Source organism: Streptomyces sp. NBC_00223 (genome assembly GCF_036199905.1).
In the GTDB taxonomy this organism is placed as follows: domain Bacteria; phylum Actinomycetota; class Actinomycetes; order Streptomycetales; family Streptomycetaceae; genus Actinacidiphila.
Map to the genome: position 1 here is coordinate 639,671 of NZ_CP108109.1, position 19,673 is coordinate 659,343.

5 protein-coding genes are annotated in these 19,673 nt (G+C 74.4%); all 5 read right to left on the bottom strand.

Annotated elements, in window-relative coordinates:
* Positions 1 to 35: 35 nt before the first annotated feature.
* A complete protein-coding gene (locus tag OHA30_RS02815; RefSeq protein WP_328912181.1) occupies positions 36 to 8,024 on the bottom strand; it encodes a beta-ketoacyl synthase N-terminal-like domain-containing protein in 7,989 nt (2,662 codons plus the stop codon).
* Positions 8,025 to 8,098: 74 nt separating this feature from the next.
* A complete protein-coding gene (locus OHA30_RS02820) occupies positions 8,099 to 14,812 on the bottom strand; it encodes a polyketide synthase (RefSeq protein WP_328912182.1) in 6,714 nt (2,237 codons plus the stop codon).
* A 52-nt stretch (positions 14,813 to 14,864) separates the two neighbouring features.
* Positions 14,865 to 15,797: a thioesterase domain-containing protein gene (locus OHA30_RS02825; RefSeq protein ID WP_328912183.1), complete on the bottom strand. Its 933-nt coding sequence runs from the start codon at positions 15,795 to 15,797 to the stop codon at positions 14,865 to 14,867.
* Complete coding sequence (locus OHA30_RS02830; protein WP_328912184.1) at positions 15,778 to 16,047, bottom strand: acyl carrier protein; 270 nt, start codon at positions 16,045 to 16,047, stop codon at positions 15,778 to 15,780. The genes OHA30_RS02825 and OHA30_RS02830 overlap by 20 nt, the downstream gene beginning before the upstream one ends.
* 640 nt (positions 16,048 to 16,687) lie before the next feature.
* Positions 16,688 to 19,612, bottom strand: a complete 2,925-nt coding sequence (locus OHA30_RS02835) for an FAD-binding and (Fe-S)-binding domain-containing protein (RefSeq protein ID WP_328912185.1) — start codon at positions 19,610 to 19,612, stop codon at positions 16,688 to 16,690.
* Positions 19,613 to 19,673: the final 61 nt, after the last annotated feature.

Genomic DNA, 19,673 nt, shown 5'->3' on the forward strand with positions numbered 1-19,673 from the left:
GTTGAAACGTGCGGTTCCGGCGGGTCCCTTGCGGGTCATCGCGCGGAGCGGACCTCGATGGCGACGTCGGTCAGTTCGTAGATGCGCAGGCCCGGCTTCCACAGGTCGGCGTCGGCGACGACGACCACCCGGTCACCGCTGCGCCGGACGTCCTTGACGTGCACGTCGAAGAAGAGCTCACCGTCCCCGCGCAGGATCTGGCCGCGGTACTTCCAGCTCATCTCGACGTCCGTGGCCAGGGCGAAGCGGGGCTGCTCGATGCCCTCGGCGAGACCCTGCTCGATGACGTACAGCCGCAGCGCCTGGTGGACGGCCTCGACGCCGAGCGAGCCGGGCATCACCGGGTCGCGGTGGAAGTGGCAGTCGAAGTACCACTCGTCGGGCCGTACCTCGCGCCTGCCGTGCAGATAGCCGCGTCCGTGCCGGCCGCCGTCGGTGACCAGGTCGACCCGGTCCACCAGGTCGAAGTGGTCGCCGGGCAGCTTGAGCAGTCCGCCCGCCGGGTCGGTGAACGCCGGTGCTCCCGCGCCGAGTTCGATCCTCCGCACCCGCTCGGCCGCGGGCTGCTCGGACTCGATCCAGGTGGGCGTGTAACTGCCGCTGTCCAGGCCGACCTGGGTGGCCAGGGCCGCGTCGGCGAAGTAGCCGAAGAGCGATTCGCCGGTGTAGAACACCTCGCCGTCGGCGGAGAGTTCGTAGGAGAAGTTCTGCAGGACGGCGCCGGTCACCGAGCTGGTCATCAGCAGCTTGGAGCGGTGGCGGATGGTCTTGCCGCGCAGGTCGATGTCCTTGACCAGGGTGGCGCGGCCGTCGAGGTTGCGGATGCGGTACTCGGTGTCGGGCTGCTTGAGGGTGGCGCCGAGGTAGTAGCCGAGCAGGATCGCCGCCTGGAGGGAGGTCTCCATCAGCACGCTGTTCGGCACGTGGGGGTGGGTGTTCTGCCGGTAGTACCAGGCGTCGGCGGGCGAGTCGTACTCGGTGACCATCTCGGCGCCCGGCGAGAGGTCGCCTCGGGTGCCGGACAGGCTCATGATGCGGTCGACGAACTGGAAGTCGCCGTTGGGGATGTGCGGGGCCCGCAGATGGTCGTAGATGTCGAACTCCGGGCCCATGGCGGTGCCGAGGTTGCCCTTGGCGGCGTGGGCCAGGTGGAGTTCGTTGATCATCGCGGGCTCGCCCTGCCGGTTGCGGCGGCCGAGGAAGACGGGCACTCCGCCCTCGCCCGGGCGGTAGGGGGCGCCGTCCTTCTCACGGATCTGCACCCCGAAGTTGCTCATCCGGATCACCGGCTTGTCGCCGAGGTACACCAGCACGTCCGCGACCACGGTCGGGCGCGGTACGAGGGTGAGTTCGCGGATCTCCAACTCGTAGCGGATGGACCGGTGTTCGGGGGTGATCTGACCGCGCACCTGAACGCCGGTCTCCAGGCCGACGATCGTCTGGAAGCGGGCGTCGGGCAGCACCAGGTGCATGCCCTGGTGGAGCAGATACGTCTGGAGCACCTGGACCGCGCCCTCGGCGACCATGGAGCCCGCCAGCACCGGGTCGTCGGGGAAGTGGCACTCGAAGTACCAGGCGTCGGGCTCCAGATGCTTCACCGCGCTGATCGCGCCGATGCCGCGCGGGCCTCCGGTGCGGTCGATGGTGATCTCGTCGACCATCCGCAGCCGCGCGTCCGGCAGCCGCAGCGCCGGATTGAGCCCGGGGTCCTGGGCGTGGCCGGGCCCGAAGACCTCGCCCGGCCGCCCCTGGGCGAGCAGATCGAGGTCGGCGGCGGTCAGCCGGTCCCGGCCGGTGGGGGCCAGCGGCTTGAACGAGGTCCGGGTCAGCCGGGCCCGCTCGGCCTTCTCCCGCTCGGTGACGACCACGCCCAGCGGTGTGCGCAGCTCCTCCTCGCTGAAGAACCCGGCGCAGGCGTCCTTGAGTTCGAGGATCAGCTCGCCGTCGGCGTAGCAGAGGTAGCTGAAGAAGAAGAGCGTGGTGTCGCCCTGGTGGACGAAGCGGTTGATGGAGATGTCGTAGCGCAGGGTCTGGCCGGTGCGCGGCAGGTCGCCGTGGAAGACCAGGGTGCTGTCCAGCAGCCGGTAGACGCGCTCGCCCTTGTTGCGGAAGTCGATGCCCAGGTAGCTGATCAGCAGCAGGTCGCACTGGCCCGCCTCGATCGCCACGGCCGGCGGTACCCCGCCGTCCACCGCGTACCAGGCGTCCTCGGGCACGTCGTACTCGGTACGGATGAAGGACGGCCGGAACACCCCGGTCTCGGCGTCGAGGGCGGTGACGCGGGTGACGAAGTGGTACGGGGGCGCGGGCAGCCGTACCCGCTTGCCGTAGCCGTCGATCGCGGCGAAGCCGGGGCCGAAGACGTCGGCGACGTCGCCGGTGGCGAAGGCGAGCAGGTCGCGCTCGTCCCACAGGACGCCCTCGGGCTTGGCGGGAGCGGTCACGGCGGGTGCGGTGACGGCGGGCGGGGGCTCCGGGAGCGCGGGGAGCGGGGGTCGGGGGGCGGTGAACGCGTCGGGGTACACGGGGGCGGGCGGCGGTACGGCGGGGGCCGATCCGAGCGCTTCCCGTACCTGGTCGAGGGCGACCTCCTGGAGGACGCGCTGGGTCTCCATCACCACCAGGTGGGTGTCGACCATCTGCCGCCGCATGTCGCGGACGAGCGCGGCGGCGGAGGAGGACGGAGGCGCGGCGGGGGCCGCTGTACGGGGGGCGGGGGCCGGGGCGGGGGCCGTGTACGCGGCCGGCGGCCCGGTCGGGGTCGGGGGCTGGACGGGTTCCTGGGGTGCCCAGGGCAGGAAGGCGGCCGGTTCGCCGTCGAAGGCGAGCGCCTCGTGGGAGTCGTAGGACAGGGCGTCGGTCATCGGGGCTGGCTCCTCCACGGAGGCCGCGACGGAAGCGGTCGGGGCTGGTACGGGTGGGACGGCACGTGCGGGGCCTGTGGACGCGGGGGTCGGCGGCGACGCGGGGGTCGGGGGCGCGGGGGGACGGGTCGCGCGCGCGGCCGTACCGGTGGCCGCGCTCGGCCCGGCGGCGCCGACGCCCGTGGGCACGGCGGCCGTTCGGGGTCCCGCGCCCACTCCCGCGGTGACGCGGGTCGGAGCACCGGCAGATGCGGCCACCTGCACCGGCCGGTGCTCCGCCACCAGCAGGGACCGCGCCTTTGCGGCGACTCCCGCCGGGATCGGGGCCCCGCCGCCCACGGGGAAGCGGCGGGTCGGGGCGTGGGCGGCGGCCGGCTGCTCCGCGCCCAGCAGCGAGGCGAGGTCCACCGGCAGCCCGTGCGCCACCAGGCGCGCGACCAGTTCCGCGATCGCGCGGGTGGAGGTCGCGCCGCGGCGGTCCACGCCCACCGCCAGGTGCGGTACGTCGCCCAGCGTCTCCCTGACCCACCGGGTGCAGGTCGCGCTCGGGCCGACCTCGATGAAGTAGCGGAAGCCGCGGTCGTAGGCGGCCCGGACCAGCCGGGGGAAGTCGATGGTGTCGCGCAGCGTCCCGGCGATCCGGCGGGCGACGGTGAGCCGGTCGGCGGGGCCGGAGGACGCGTAGTCGTGGGCGCTGAGCAGTTCCAGGTCGCCCGGCGAGCCCACGGGGTGGTCGTTCAGCTCGGCCAGGGCGTCGACTTCGGCGTCGACGACCGGGCAGTGCATCACCACGTTGACCGGCGAGCGGGCGGCCGGGCAGCCCAACTCGGCGATCAGCGCCCGGCACTGGTCCGGATCGCCCGCGATCACCACTTCGTTCGGCGTGTTGACGTGGGTGAGGAAGACCCGGTCGTGGCGGGCGATCGCCGCCCGCGCCCGGTCGGCCCCGGTGAGCAGGACATGGCAGGCCCACACGGCGTCGTCGGGCGTGTCCGCGGGCAGGTCCCACAGCGCGCGTACGGTCTTGCGCGGGCCGCACAGCCGGTCCCGGAAGAGCGGGGTGGCGCTGATCCGGTCGTCCCTGCGGGCCTCGCGCCGCCAGCCGCCGGTGGCGAAGAGCATGCTGCTCTCGCCCAGGCTGTAGCCGAAGGCGCCGTGCGCGGGTACGCCCAGCACCTCGCGGACCAGGTCGGTGTAGAGGATCGAGAAGGTGGTGCCGGTCGCCAGCATGAACGGCAGGTCGTCGGCGAGCGACGCCTCCAGCCGCATCAGGTCGCGCCGGGTCGGCGCGGCCTGGGTACGGGGGTGCAGCCCTTCGGTGCGGAAGGTGCGGTCCGGCTCGGCCGACTCCGCCTCGAAGCGGCGCAGCAGGTCGGGGAAGGCGCGGAACAGCTCGCGGCCGAGGCCGGGGTAGGAGTTGAACGCGCCCGGGTAGACCAGGGCGACCTTGCCCTCGGGGCCCAGCGGGCGGGCGGTGAAGTAGCTGCCGGCCGGGGTGCTCCACTCGCCGCCCTTGGCGTACGCGTCCGGGATGCCCTGGGCGGCCAGCTCCAACTGCTTGACGAGCCGGTCCCGGTCGGCGCCGACGAGGACGACCCGGGGGCCGGGCGCGGTCGGCAGCCGGCGTACCGCCTCGGCGGCGGTGTGCCACGGGTCGGGGCTCTGCGCGAGTTCGGTACGCGCTTCGTCGATCCGGGCGAGCAGTCCGGGCAGGTCGTCCGCGGCGAGCGGCAGCAGCAGCGGGCCGCCGGCCTGCCGCCACTGCGGCTTCCTGGGGGCGGCGGACTGCTCGGCCGACACGACGAGGTGGCCGTGGGCGCCGTCGCCGAGGAAGGTGACGGCGGCGTAGCGGCGGGCGGTGTTGGTACGGCGCAGCCACGGCTGCGAGGCGTCCGGCACGTAGAGGGCGGAGCTGCCGAAGACGTCGGCGATGTCCTCGGCGGGCCGCCGCCAGGAGGGGGTACCGGGGAGGTACGCGTGGTGGGCGCTGAGTACGGCCCGCAGCAGGCCGGCCATTCCGGCGGCGGCCCCGGTGTGCCCGAGGTGGGCCTTGGCGCTGCCCAGGGCGACGGCGTCACCACCTGCGGGGTGCGCTTCGGCCAGGGCGGTGAGCTCGGCGCGGTCCAACTCGGCGCTCCCGGCCGCACACGCCTCCACGTACCCGATGTCGCCCGCACTGATCCCGGCCTGCGCCAGCGACTCCCGCATCGCGCCGGCGAGCACGCGCGCGTCCCCGTCCAACGCGACACCCTGGCCGGGCCCACCCGGCGCGCCGCCTTCGGCGGCAAGGGGGTTGGTACGGTCGGCCGCGCCCCGGCCGGGCCCACCCGACGTCTTCCCGTCGGACGGAATCGGAGCGGAGACGCCCGGCACACCCGCGCCGGAAGCGGCGGACGCGCCACCGCCGTACGCAGCGCCTTCGGCAGAACCGGCGTCGGCAGTGGTCCGACCCGAAACCCCCGACGTACCGTCAGCAGACGTACCGATGCCGGGGGCGCCCGGCGCGACACCGCCGGCCGCGCCGTTGACGGCGGTCGGGGCGCCCCTGCCGGGGGCGTGGGCCTCAGCCCGACCGGGGGCACCCGACGTCTTCCCGGCGGACGGAATCGGAACGGAGACGCCCGGCACACCCGCGCCGGAAGCGGCGGACGCGCCACCGCCGGACGCAGCGCCTTCGGCAGAACCGGCGTGGGCAGTGGTCCGACCCGAAACCCCCGACGTACCGTCAGCAGACGTACCGACGCCGGGCGGCGTGCCGCTCTCGGCGAGGGCGTTGGGGGGAAGGTCCGCGCCGGAGGCGGCGTAGTGGATGGCGAGGGAGTCGAGGCGGGCGTAGGCGGGGCGGGGGGATTCGCCGGGGCGGGTGACGACCACCGCTCCGGCGCCCTCGCCGATGCGCCAGCCGCGCTGCCCCTCGCCGAAGGTGAGTCCCCCGCCGGCCACCGGGCCGCCGCCGGACGCGCTGCGCAGCAGCAGGCTCTCCGGCGACCCGGCGAGATCGACCGCGCCGACCAGGACCGCCTCGACCGTCGGGTCGAGCAGCAGCAGCCGGGCCGTGCGCAGCGCCTCCGCCGCGCCGGCGCCGTCCGCCGAGACCGTGAACGACGGACCCGTGAAGTTCCACAGCGAGGAGATCCGGCTGGTCATGATGTTGCCGATGTAACTGAGCACTTCGTTGGCGACGATCGGCTCGTGCACCCCGTCGCGGGCGATCCGGGCCAGCTCGGCGCGCTGCTCCTCGGTCGGTTCGAAACCGGCCGCCGCGTACGCCTCGCGCAGGAAGGACGCCAGCCCGTACCGCGCCAGATGCAGATGCGCGCTGGCCTCGATCTCCATGGCGACGACGACACCGACCCGGCGCGGCGCGGGCGCCGAGCGCCCGCCGCCCTCGGGGACGCGGGAGTACCCGGCGTCGCGCAGCGCCTCGTCGGCGACCTTGGAGACCAGCGCGTGCTGGAGGTTGTAGTTGCGCAGATCGGCCGGCGGGATGCGCTGGTCGACCGGGTCGACCTGGACCGCGTCGACGAACGCGCCCTCGGGCAGCGCCCCTTCGTGCAGTCCGGCGGCCGCGAGCAGTCCGTCCGACGGCTGTTCGAGACCGCGCCAGCGCCGCTCGGGCAGCGGACCGTACGCCTCGCGCCCGTCGAACAGCGCGCGTTCGAACGCCTCGGCCGAGTCCAGCGAACCGAAGTGCGCGCCGATCCCGACGATGTCGAGGGCCGGCGGTACGGTACGCGGCTCGGGGGCGCCCCCGGCGGGAACGTCCGCCGCCTGGAACTCGTCCGGCAGCGACAGCACGACATGCGCGTTCGTACCGCCGAAGCCGAAGGCCGAGACCGCGGCCCGCCGGGCGCCCTCGTGCGCGGGCCACTCCCGGCCCGCGGTCACGAGCACGTCCGCCACGCCGGCGCCCGAGGAGCCCGAAGAACCCGCCGCGCCCGAGGAGCCCGCCGCACCCGAGGCGCCCAGCGGCGCCCGTACCCCCGGCGTCGGCGGTATGTGCCCGTGGCTCATGGCCAGCACGACCTTGATCATGCTGCTCAGGCCCGCGACCGTCAGCAGATGCCCGATGTTGCCCTTGACCGAGCCGATCAGCGGCACCCGGCCATGGCCGCCGAAGAACTCGGTGACCGTCTCGGCCTCGGTGCGGTCGCCGACGCTCGTACCGGTGGCGTGGCATTCCAGGTAGTCGATCTCGGCGGGCGCCACCCCGGCCTGGTCGTAGGCGAGTTCGTAGGCGCGGTGCTGGCCGGCCGGGTTGGGGATCAGCAGATGGCGGCCGCCGCCGTCGTTGGACAGGCCGATGCCGTCGATCACCGCGTAGATCCGGTCGCCGGACGCGACCGCGTCCGCCAGTCTGCGCACGGCCATCATGCCCGCGCCCTGGCCGGTGAGGATGCCGGCGGAGGAGGCGTCGAAGGGCTGGCTGAAGCCGTCCTCCGGGTAGGCGTGCAGATTGGAGAACGACAGGTGGATGAGCGTCGGGTCGGGCGCGCACACCCCGCCGGCCAGGGCGAGGTCGACCTCGCCGGAGTCGAGGTGGTCGCAGGCCAGCTTCAGCGCGTACAGCGCCGAGGAGCAGGCCGCGTCGAGCGCGTACCGGGGGCCGCCGAGGCCGAGCGCGGCGGCGGCGACACCCGCGGGGGCGCCGCTGACCCGGGCGTTCTCGGCGGACGGCAGCGGGGGCCGGTCGGCGGCGGGGGCGATACCGGGCAGCCCGGCCCTGCGCAGCCCGTGCAGGACGGCGTCCTGGACCAGCGGCAGGCTGGTACGGGCGGAGGCCGGGGTGGGGAAGGAGTAGTTGCCGAGGATCAGCGCGGTTCTGGCCAGCGTGCCGGAGTCGTCCGCGTAGCCGCTGTCGCGCAGCGCCTCACGGCCGGTGTGCAGCGTCCAGTGGAAGAGCCGGTCGAGGCCGCGCAGATAGCCGGGGTCGAGACGGTAGCCGTCGGGGTCGAAGTCGAAGCCGGTGACGAACCCGCCCCGGGTGCAGTAGATCCGGTGGTCGGGGTCGCCGTCGGCGGAGGGCGGCTCGGGTCCGAAGACCTCCTCGCCTCCCTCGCGGCGGCTGTCGGTGCCCGCCCGGAGGTTGTCCCAGAACTCGGCCGGGGTGGCGGCACCCGGGAACAGGCAGGAGAGGCCGACGATGGCGAACTTGCTCATGCGGGGTGTGATCCCTCCGGGCGGGGAGGCCGGGGCCGGCCGTGGTACGGCCGGCCCCGGCGGGGGCGACTGCGTCAGCGGTTGGCGAACTTGGCCGCGAGCTGCGGGGAGGACACCACCGACACCCCGGTGAACCGGGCGAGCACCTCACCGACCGGGTCGTACGCGGTGACGGTCAGCGGCCCGGACTGCCCGCCCTCCTCGGCCGGTTCGACCGCGACCAGGAAGGGCTCCGCGTCGGGCAGCGCCCGGTACAGGTCGACCTGCGCGACCGACAGCGGCAGGCTCGCCGTGCCGCGGTGCAGCCGGTTCCACACCAGCGCCGCCTGGAGCAGCAGGTCCGCGGTGCCGGGACCGTACAGCGTCGCGTTGAACGCGCCCGCGCCGGGCCGCTGTTCGGGCAGTGCGCACTCCAGCACCAGTCGTTCTCCGTCCTCGGCGGCGACCCGGCGGACCCCGCGCAGCGCGGGGCCGTGGAAGAGCGTGCCGTCGGTGTAGAAGCCGGCCGCGTCGCGGCCGCCGCCCAGCGCCGGCAGGCCGGTGGCGCGGGGTGCGGGCGCCGGGTCGGCCGCGAGCGGCACCCGGGCGGCGTAGCGGGGGCGTACCGAACCGTCGTCGCCGAGGGAGCGGACGGCCACGTCGGTCGTGCCGGGCTCGGTGCCGGGCGCGGCCGTCAGGTGGAAGCGGGTGTGCTCGGCGCCGTCGAAGACGACGCCCTTGTGGACGGCGAAGTCCCGCACCTGGCGTACGGTCGCGCCGGTGAGCCGTTCGACCGCGCCGATCAGCCAGCCGAGCGCGACCGTCGCGGGCAGCACGGGCGCGTCGCCGATGACGTGGTCGGTCACGACGGGCGCCTGGGCCACGTCGTCCAGCCGCCGTTCGACCACGATGCCGGCCGACGGGGGTGCGGCCTCACGGGAGGACAGCGGGCTGGTGGGGCCGAGTACGGTCACGACGTCGCCCGTGTGCTCGGCGGCGAACTGCTCGGCGAAGAGCCTGGGCCCGGTCTCCGTGTCGATCAGCCGGATGCCGCGCTCGGCGAAGACCGCCTTGAGCTGCGGCGAGACCATTCCGCTGTCCCAGGCGCCCCAGTTGAGTGAGGTCACCCGGGCCCGGGGGTGGCGGCGCTTGAAGGCCGCGGCCCAGACGTTCAGCACCTCGTTGGCCATGGCGTAGTCGGACTGGCCCCGGTTGCCGAAGAAGCCGGCGACCGAGGAGAAGAGCACGACGTGCCGCAGCCGGTCCTCGGGCAGCGCGGCGACGACCGCCCGCAGCCCGCCGAGCTTCGGCGCGAAGACCCGCTCGACCTCGGCGGCCTTCTTCTGCGCGATGAGCTGGTCGGCCAGGACCCCGGCGCCGTGCACGAGCCCGGTGATCCGGGCCTCGTACGGTGCCAGCACGGCGCGTACGGCCTCCCCGTCGGTGATGTCCACCGCCAGGTACTCCGCGAACGCGCCCGTCCCGCGTATCAGGGCCAGGGTGGAGCGGATCTCGCGGGCCCCGATGACCTCCTGGTACAGCTGCTCGACGCGCTTGGGGCTCGGCTTCTCGCCGTCGGCCCGCAACTGCCCCACCGCGGCGGCCTTCAGCTCGGCCGCGCCCTCGACGCCGGCCGCCCAGCCGGGCTCGTCACCGAGGACGGTACGTCCGAGCAGCAGCAGTCCGCTCCGGTACCGCGTGGCGAGCTCCACCGCGCAGCGCGCGGTGATGCCGCGTCCGCCGCCGGTCACGACCAGCAGGTCGTCGGGGGTCAGCGCGGGCGCCTCGGAGGAGTCGGCCTCCCCGTCGGTGAACGACAGCGGGGTCGCGGCGAGCGACAGCGTCAGGCGCCGCCGGCCGTCGTGGCCGACCTGGACCGGTCCCGCGGCGGCGTCGGTGAGTTCGGCGACCACGAGGGCGGCCGCGTCCTCGGGCGCGAGGCCCGGGGCAAGGTCGACACCGCGGCAGAAGACCTCGGGGGCCTCGATCGCCAGCGTCTTGACCAGGCCGCCGAAGCCGCCGGCCGGCGCCAGGGACTCGTCGACCCCGCCGAGGCCGAAGCCGCCGTCGAGCGCGGTGACCGTCACAAAGGCGGCCCGGCCCGCCGCGGTGGACGCGCGTAGCGGTTCCACGACGTGTCGCGCGAGCAGCAGGCCGTGCGTCAACTGCCGTACGCCGTCCCGCCAGTCGGTGTCCTGCCGGGTGGCGGGGACGAGCACCAGGTGCAGATGGTCCGCGGCGATCTCCTCGACACGGGCGGCGAGTTCATTGGCCCCCCAGCCGGTGAGGGCGTGGTCCTTGACGTCGGTCAGCCGCTGGGGCACGCCGGGCAGCCGCAGTACGTGGACCTGCCAGCCGTCGGCGCTCAGACGGGCGACGGCCGCGGGGACGAAGTCGCCGCCGTCGTCCACGACCAGCGCGGGGGCATTGCTCGGGTAGACGTCGAGCAGGCGGTCGGGGGCGGGCACTTCGGCCAGGGCCGCGTGGGCGCGGCCGATGCCGGGGGCCTGGGGCGCCGCCGCCTGGGCGGGAGCGGCGGCCGTGGTGGCTTCGGCGGCGGCGGCGGTGTGCGCGGCGGCGGGCGCGGCCGGCTCGGCGGGCCCGGCCGGGGTGTCGCCGACGACGAAGCCGACGATGTCGTCCAGCGTCCGCAACTCACCCAACTGCTCGGGCCCGACACTCTTCACATCGGGGAAGCGCTCCTGGAGCACACCCAGCACCTCGACCCGCTTGATCGAGTCGATCCCCAGATCCGCCTCGATGTCCATCGCCGGATCCAGCATGTCCGCCGGATAGCCGGTCTTCGCCGCCACCACCTCCAGCAGCACGGACCGAACCGCGTCGGCGTCCACAGCAGGGGAAGCCGGAGCGGCCGGAGCGGGGACGGCCGAAGCGGGCGCGGCGGACTCGCCGGCCCCTGCGACCACGAAGCCGACGATGTCGTCCAGCGTCCGCAACTCACCCAACTGCTCGGGCCCGACACTCGTCACGCCGGGGAAGCGCTCCTGGAGCACACCCAGCACCTCGACCCGCTTGATCGAGTCAATGCCCAGATCCGCCTCGATGTCCATCGCCGGATCCAGCATGTCCGCCGGGTAGCCGGTCTTCGCCGCCACGACGTCGAGCAGCGCCTCGCGCACGGCGTCGGCGTCCAGGGCGGCGGGCGCGGGGGCCGGAGCGGGCGCGGCGACGGCCGCCGGGGGTACGGGGGCCGGGGTGACGGGGGCCGGTGCCACGACCGGCTCGGGGGCCCGTACCGGCTCGAAAACGTGCGCCGGCTCGGGAACCCGCACCGGGGCGGCGGGCGGAAGGGCCGCCGCGGCGACGGGCGCCGAGGGCGCGAGCGCGTAGGCGGCGGGGGCGGGAACGGCGGCGGGCGGCAGCGCGGTGGGCCGTACGGGCGCGGCGGCCCCGTACTCCAGCCGGGCCAGCTCCTGGAGGGTCTCGTTGGCCCGCAGATGGGTGCGGCCGATGGCGAGCCCGTGCTCCTTGACAGCGGTCACGCCGGGCAGGATCGCGTCGAGCCGCCCCTGCTCACCGGCCCCGGCCAGCAGCTCGGTGAGCTGCCGCGCGGTCTCCAACTGGCCGTCCAGGTACTGGTGATGCATCGTCAGATGGTCGGCGACGGCGCCGGGAAGCGCGTCGTACGCCGCGGGCACGGCCGCTCGCGGGGCCGGGTTCGGATCGTTCACGGTACGCCTGTCCTGTACGTCGGCGGTGGTGACTCCACCCGCGGGGGTGGGCGTGGAACGGGACGGGGAGGGGCCGGCCAGGGCCGGTTCCGGCCTGCGTACGGCCGCCGCGGGGGCCGGTGCGGGCAGTGTGGCGACCGCGCCTCCCCCGACAGAGGCGGCCGCGGACACGGACGCGGACGCGGGCTGGGGCACGGGAACGCTTACGGGCGCCGCCACGGCGGACACGGCCGGCACCGAGGCCGCCGGTGCGAGCGCGTAGGAGCCGGCCGTCACCTGGGCCACCCGGTAGCCGTTCTCCAGCGCGTTCCGGTAGGCGGCCTTGCGGGCGTCCGAGACGTAGTTGATGCCGTTGAGCATGATGGTCATGCCCTTGGTCTGCCGCACGGGCCGCGGCGCGGCGACGTACCGGTCGGCGGTCTCCAGCGGCAGGCCGAGGACGGCGAGCCGGGCCACGGACTGCTTGAGGGCCAGGTCCGCGTCCTTGCCGGGTCCGGCGTCCAGCGAGAGCACGGTGTGCTCGCGCCCGCCCAGGATGCGGCCGACCAGCCGGCCGAGCACGCCCTTGGGCCCGAACTCCACGAAGGTGCGGAAGCCCGCCGCGTACATCTCCTCGACACGGTCGGCGAACGCCACCGGGTTGACCAGCTGTTCGGCCAGCACCCGGCGGTTGGCGTCGGCGTCGTCGCCGTAGGAGGCGCCGGGGGTGTTGGCGAAGACCGGGGCCGCCGGCCGGGCGATCGTGACGTCCGCCAGACTGTCGCGGAAGGCGTCGAGGGCGTGGGCGACCAGCGGGGTGTGGAAGGCGGCGGACACCGGGAGCCGCTTGGCCTGCACACCCGCGGCGGCCGCGACCTCAAGGAGCCGCACGACCGCGTCGGTGGGACCGCCGACGACGATCTGGTCGGCGGCGTTGCGGTTGCAGACCACCACGCCGGGGACCTCGCGCAGGAGTTCGGCGACCTTGTCCTCGCCGGCGGTCAGCGACACCATCGCGCCCGCGTCGAAGCCCGGGGTGTCCGGCGGCGCCATCGCCTTGCCGCGGGCGCGGGCCAGCGCGAAGAAGTCGTCGTCGGCGAGCGCGCCCGAGGCCCACAGCGCGGTCAGCTCACCGAAGCTGTGGCCGAGGAAGCCGTCGGCCCGGAAACCGAGTTCGCGCAGGTAGCCGTACTGGCCGGCGGACAGCGCGCCGATGGCGGGCTGGGCGTACTCGGTCCTGCGCAGCGACTCCTCCTGCGCGGCGCGGTCCTCGGCGCTGAAGACCGGGATGGGGAAGGCGGCCCTGGACAGCGGCTCGGTGCCCTCGAAGTGCCGGTTGGCCCGGTCGAAGGCGGCGCGCAACGGGGGCAGCGCCATGACGGCGGTCAGCCCCGCGTCGACGTACTGGCTGCCCTGTCCGGCGAACAGGGCGCCGACCTTGCCGGGTTCGGCCGCCCGGGCGCGGAAGTGGACGCCCTTGGGGTGCGACCACTCGGTGGTGTCCGGCCGGGCCCGCAGCCCGTCGAGCGCGACCCGCTTCAGCTCGGCGAGCTGGGCGTCACCGGTCGCGGCCAGGGCGATCCGGGCGTGGCCCGCGGGCACCGGGCCCGCGACCGGCGCCGCGTCGTCCGCGAGCAGGGCGGTCAGCGCGGCGGTGTCGGGCGCGTGCCACAGGTGGACGGCGGCGACGGGGTGGCCGGTCTGCGTGTCCTCGCCCGTGCCGTGCTCCTGGAGCACGAAGTGGAAGTTGGTGCCGCCGAAGCCGAAGGAGGAGATCGCGGCCCGGCGTTCGGGGCGGTGCGGGTCCCTGATCCACGGCCGGGCCGCGGTGTTGACGTAGAGCGGGCCGGAGGCGAAGTCGATCGCCGGGTTGGGCTCGTCGACGTTGATGGTGGGCGGCAGCACCCGGTTGTGCAGGGCCATCGAGAGCTTGATCAGCCCGGCCGCGCCCGCCGCCGCCTTGGTGTGCCCGATCTGCGACTTGACGCTGCCGATGGCCGCGTACTGCTTCTGGTCGGTCGACGCGCTCACCACCTCGGCGAGCGCGGACAGTTCGGTGGCGTCGCCGACGGCGGTGCCGGTGCCGTGCGCCTCGAACAGCTCGACCGAGTCGGGGGCGCACATGGCGTCCTCGTACGCCCGGCGCAGGGCGACCGTCTGGCCCTCCTTGCGCGGCGCGTAGATGGACTTGAAGCGGCCGTCGCTGGAGGAGCCCATGCCGCGCAGCACGGCGTAGATCCGGTTGCCGTCGCGCTCGGCGTCGGCGAGCCGGCGCAGCGCGAGCATGCCGATGCCCTCGCCGATCAGCGTGCCGTCCGCGTTCTTGTCGAAGGGCCGGATGTGGCCGGACTTGGAGAAGGCGGGCGTCTTGCTGAAGCAGAGGTACATGAAGATGGTGTTCTCGGCGTCGCAGCCGCCGGTCAGCATCGTGTCGGCGCGGCCTTCGAGCAGTTCGCTGACCGCCGCCTTGACCGCGCCCAGCGAGCTGGCGCAGGCCGCGTCGATGGTCATGTTGGTGCCGCCGAGGTCGAGCCGGTTGGCGATCCGGCCCGCGACGACGTTGCCGAGCATGCCGGGGAAGGAGTTCTCCTCCCAGGGCGCGAAGGCGAGTTTGAACTTCTCGGCGATCTCCTCGGCGTCCCGGTCGCTGAGCCCGCAGCTGCGGACGACCTCCTTGAGCACGGGGGTCTGGAGCCGGGCGGAGAGCGGCTGGGTGAGCTGGTTGGCGCCGGTGATGCCGAGGATGACCCCGGTACGCGTCGGGTCGTACCACGACTGTCCCGCGCCCGCGTCGGCGAGCAGGTCGCGGGCGACCACGAGGCTCAGCAGTTGGAGTACGTCGGTGACTTCGAGGGTGTTGGGCGGAAGTCCGAACTCCAGCGGGTTGAAGGGGACGTCGGGGATGAAGCCGCCGCGATTGGCGTAGGTCTTGTCCGGCACCGAGGGGTCGGGGTCGTAGTGCTCATTGACGTCCCAGTGTCCGGCCGGCACCTCTTCGATGCAGTCGGCGGCGGACATGACGTTGCCCCAGAAACTGCCCAGGTCGGGCGACTTGGGGAAGAGGGCGGACAGACCGACGATCGCCACGGGATCACGTGCGAGTCGACGGTCGAGGTCGGACTCCAGGTTAGGGTTCACTGAGAAGCTCTCCTGTGTTCATTGCGATGGCCGGATCACAGGCGGGTCCCGGTCAGACGGTGCTGGGCACGCCGTGGGGTCCGCGGGGGGCCGGTTCCGCCGCCGGGCGGCCGGAAAGCGCCTGGGCGATGACCGCCGCCGCGTCGGGACGGGTGAGCATGGTGTAGTGGTCACCGGGGCTGGGCAGGATGCCCAGCCCGTGGCGGGCCAGGGGTCCCCAGCCCAGGTCGCGGTCGCCGGGGATCAGGCTGCGGGCCGCCTTGACCAGCACCAGCGGCACGGGGGCCGGCGCCGGACGGTGGCCGAGGGTGAGCCGGTTGTTGCGCAGCAGCCCGTCGACGTAGGTGTCGTAGAGCTTGCGCACCCCGGGCAGTGTGACGTCCGCCGGCAGCGCGCCGGCGGCTGTGGCGGCGTCGAGCACGGCGGTCAGTCCCTCGTCGGCGGAGGCCGTGGCCAGCCGCTCGGGCGGACACTCCACCGCCCGGCCGCGTTTGGCGCCCAGGTACATGGCGAACCAGCCGAGCAGCAGGGGGGTGTCGAGTTCGTCGTCCGCGCGCTGGTAGTCGTCCAGGGGGGCGATGCTGTCGAGCAGGACGAGCCGCGCGGGCCGCCGTGCCCGGGGGGTCAGCGCGACCATGGTGTGCGCGACGACCCCGCCGAAGGACCAGCCCGCGAGTACGGGGACCGGGTCCGGGTGCGTGGCGTCCAACTCCGCGAGCAGCCGGCCCGCGAGGTCTTCGACCGTGGTGTCGGCGGGGGCGCCGGTCAGCGCCGGTTCCCAGTAGTCCGGCAGGCTGCCGAGGTCGAGTACGGTCAGGCCGTCCCCCTCGGGGAGGGCGGCGGCCAGGGTCTGGTAGACGGTCGGGGCCAGGGCGCCGGGGTGAACGACGACGGCCGTGACGCCGCCGGGGCCGGCCGTGCGGACCCGGCGGACGACGGCCGGCGGTCTCCGGCCCGCCCCGCCGCTACTGCGCGGCGCCGGCACGCTGGGTGCTCTCCTCGGATATGAACTCGGCGAGGTCCTTCACCGTCGGGTGGTACCAGAGTGCCGTGGTGCCCAGCTCGAAGCCGAGCCAGTTCTCCAGCTCGCCGGCCAGGATCAGCGCCTCGGTGGAGTCGAGGTCCAGCTCGTCGAAGTACTGCTCGGAGGGGACCTCGCTGCGGTCCACCCCCAGACGCTGAGCGATTTTGTCGATCAGCCAGTCCTGAGCGTCCTTCGCCGTTACAGCACTCATCACCTGCTCCTCCCTCGTACGGAACATCGGCCGAATACCGAGTAGTGCCTGACGGCCATCTCAATACCCGTCGAAGCCTAAACAAGGAGCCCACCTTCACCAAGGCCGCACAGAGGAAAAGCACAACTTTTAATCTCCGGTTATCAGAATGGGAATCTAGCAGTTAGTAACCACTAACCACCGAAACGGCATATGCGGACCGCGCCCGATGCCAAATGCGCTGGCCAGCGGGGTGTCAGGGGCGGATGGAGGCTCCGGTTCCCCACGCACCTCAGCAGACCCGGCAGATGTGGGCCACCTCACACCGCCACCCCCGAGTGGGGGTAGTGGCACACACTTCGCCCACACTCGCACAACCGGGCGATTTTGCCACCGCCATAAGCGTGGGAAAGTTGTCAGTTATTCATCACTAACTTTCGCACGCGGTTCGTTGTCCTGAATGTTCCGGGTCTTTTCCGCCACGCGGCCGGGAATTCATCTCTTTTGGCTTCACCGCCGCCGGGTCCGAGACACCCGGCCAATAGGCGCGTTTTCGGGCACGGAAGGCACCGGGCACACTTATGGCCATCTCCTTTACGGCCGCGGCGCCCGCGCCCCTCGCCCGGTCCGCGCTTTTTTTCACCGCCCGGCCGCGCGCCCTTTACGTGGCTCCCGCGTCCAGCCGCGAGGCCAGCAGCTGGGCGAGGTGCACGGCGCCGCCCCCGGCCAGGTCGGCCACCTGGGTACGGCAGGAGAACCCGTCGGCCAGCACCGGTCCCGTACGCCCGCCCTCGGCCAGCGCGGGCAGCAGGGCGGTCTGCGCGACCGCGACCGACACGTCGTAGTGGCCGCGCTCCACACCGAAGTTCCCGGCCAGCCCGCAGCAGCCGCCGACCGCGTTGACCTCGGCCCCGGCCCGCCGCAGCAGCTCCGCGTCGGCCTCCCAGCCCAGCACCGCCCGCTGGTGGCAGTGCGGCTGGGCGACCGTCGTGACGTCCGACAGGTCCGGCGGCCGCCAGCCGTCGGTCGCGGCCAGCAGTTCGGCGAGCGTGACCGTGAGGCCGGCCACCGCTTTCGCCCGGGGGTCGTCGGGCAGCAACTCCGGCCCGTCGCCGCGCAGTACGGCCGCGCAGGAGGGTTCGAGGCCGACCACCGGCAGCCCGTCGGCCACGGCGGACTCCAGCGCGGTGTACGTACGGCGCAACTGCCGCCGGGCGCCGTCGAGCTGGCCGGTGGAGATCCAGGTCAGCCCGCAGCACACCTGACGTGTCGTCAACTCCACTGTGTAGCCGGCGTGTTCCAGCACCCGTACGGCGGCCGCGCCGACCTCCGGCGAGAAGGACTGGGTGAAGCTGTCCACCCACAGCAGGACGCGGCGCTCGGCGGTCGCGCGCTGGTCCTTGGCGGCCGCGTGCTGCCCGGCGGCGGCCGCGTGCCGCCCGGCGGTGGCCGCGTGCTGCCCGGCGGCGGCCGCGTGCTGCTCGACGGTGGCCGCCCGGTGCCGGGCGAACCAGTGGCGGAAGGTCCGGGTCGCGAACCGCGGCAGGCCGCGCCGCCCGTCGATACCGCCGAGCCGTTTGAGCGCCGCCGCGGCGGCCCGGTTGCCGAACAGCGCGTTGACCGCCCTCGGGAGGAGCGTGGCGAGGCGGGCGGTGCGCGGCAGCCAGCCCAGCGAGTAGTGGCTGACCGGGCGCGGCCGCCGCCGGTATCTGCGGTGCAGCACCTCCGCCTTGTACGCGGCCATGTCCACCCCGGCCGGGCAGTCGCGCGCGCACGCCTTGCACGACAGGCACAGGTCCAGCGCCTCGTGCACCGCGGGGTCGGCCCAGCCGCCGGTGAGCAGGTCGCCGCGCAGCATGTCCTGGAGCAGCCGGGCGCGGCCCCGGGTGGAGTGCTGCTCCTCGCCGGTCGCCCGGTACGACGGGCACATCGCGCCGCCCGACGCCGTCAGGTCGGCGCGGCACCGGCCGATGCCCACGCAGCGGTGGACCGCCCGGGTCAGATCGCCGGAGTCGTCCGCGAAGGCGAAGCCCCCGCCGCGTACCACCGGCAGTCGCGGCCGTACCCGCAGGTCGGCGTCCACGGGCGCGGGGTCGACCAGCACCCCGGGGTTGAGCAGCCCCGACGGGTCCCAGGCGGCCTTGACCTCGGCGGCGGCCCGCAGGGCGTCGGCGGAGTACATCCGCGGCAGCAGCGCGCCGCGTGCCCGGCCGTCGCCGTGCTCGCCGGAGAGCGAGCCGCCGTGCGCGGCCACCAGGTCGGCGGCGTCCTCCAGGAAGGCCCGGGTCCGCCGCGCGCCGCCTTCGGTGCGCAGGTCGAAGTCGAATCTGCCGTGCACACAGCCGTCGCCGAAGTGCCCGTAGAGCAGGCCGTCGTAGTGGTGCCGGTCGAGCAGCGCGGCCAGGTCGCGCAGATAGCCGCCCAGCCGCTCGGGCGGCACGGCGGCGTCCTCCCAGCCGGGCCACGCGTCGGCGCCGGCCGGGGTGCGCCCGGCCAGACCCACGCCGTCGGCGCGGATGCGCCACAGCGCGGCCATCCGGCCCGGGTCGGTGACCACTTGACCGTCCACCGCGCCGGAGGCGGCGTGGACGGCCCTGGCGGCGGCCTCGGCCTCCGCGGCGGTCGCGCCGCCGGTCTCCACCAGCAGCCAGCCGGCCCCCGCCGGCAGGACGGGTACGGCCCCGGGGCCGCGGCGGCGCAGCACGACGTCGACCAGCCTGCGGTCCATGCCCTCGACCGCCAGCGGGCCCAGGGCGGTCAGCGCGGGGGTGGCGTCGGCGGCGGAGGGCATGTCGGGGTAGCCGAGGACGGCCAGCGCGCGGGCCGCCGGGCGCGGCACCAGCCGTACGGTGGCCTCAAGGACCAGCGCGAGCGTGCCCTCGGAGCCGACCAGTGAGCGGGCCACGTCGAAGCCGCGCTCGGGCAGCAGCGCGTCCAGCGCGTAGCCGGAGGCCTGGCGCGGGAACCTGCCGTACTCGGTGCGCAGCACGGCCAGCCGGGCGTCGGCCACGGACCGCAGGCGCGCGTCGAGGGCCGGGTCGGAGGTGCCGTGGTGACCTGCCGTCACCAGGCTGCCGTCGGCCCGCAGCAGCCGCAGCGACTCCACGTTGTCCCGGGTGTTGCCCCAGGCCACGGCGTGCGCGCCGCAGGCGTTGTTGCCGATCATCCCGCCCAGGGTGCAGCGGTCCGCGGTGGACGGATCGGGGCCGAGCAGCAGGCCGTACGGGGCCGCGGCGCGTTGCAGATCGGCCTGGACGACGCCGGGTTGCGCGGTGGCGGTACGTCCGTCGGGGTCGACCTCGGTGATCCGGTCCAGGGCGGTGAGGTCCAGGACGACGCCGGGGCCGATCGCGTTGCCCGCGACGGAGGTCCCGGCGCCGCGCGCGGTGACGGGCAGGCCGAGTTGGTGGCAGTACGCCACGGTGTCCACGGCGTGCTGCTCGGAGGTCGCTCTGACGACGGCGGCGGGCGGGACGCGGTAGTTGGACGCGTCGGAGGCGTAGAGCGCGCGGGTCCCGGGGTCGTCGGCGACCCCGCCGCCGAGCAGTTCCCGCAGCCGACGAACCTCCGCTTCCCGGGCACTCACTGCGCACCCCCGTCGACGCGGGCCCACGGGTACGCGGCAGCCGCGCCGCCGTCCGCCTCCG

Coding starts and splice junctions, on each gene's coding strand:
- OHA30_RS02815 (WP_328912181.1), bottom strand. CDS start 8,024: ATGAGCAAGTTCGCCATCGTCGGCCTCTCCTGCCTGTTCCCGGGTGCC.
- OHA30_RS02830 (WP_328912184.1), bottom strand. CDS start 16,047: ATGAGTGCTGTAACGGCGAAGGACGCTCAGGACTGGCTGATCGACAAA.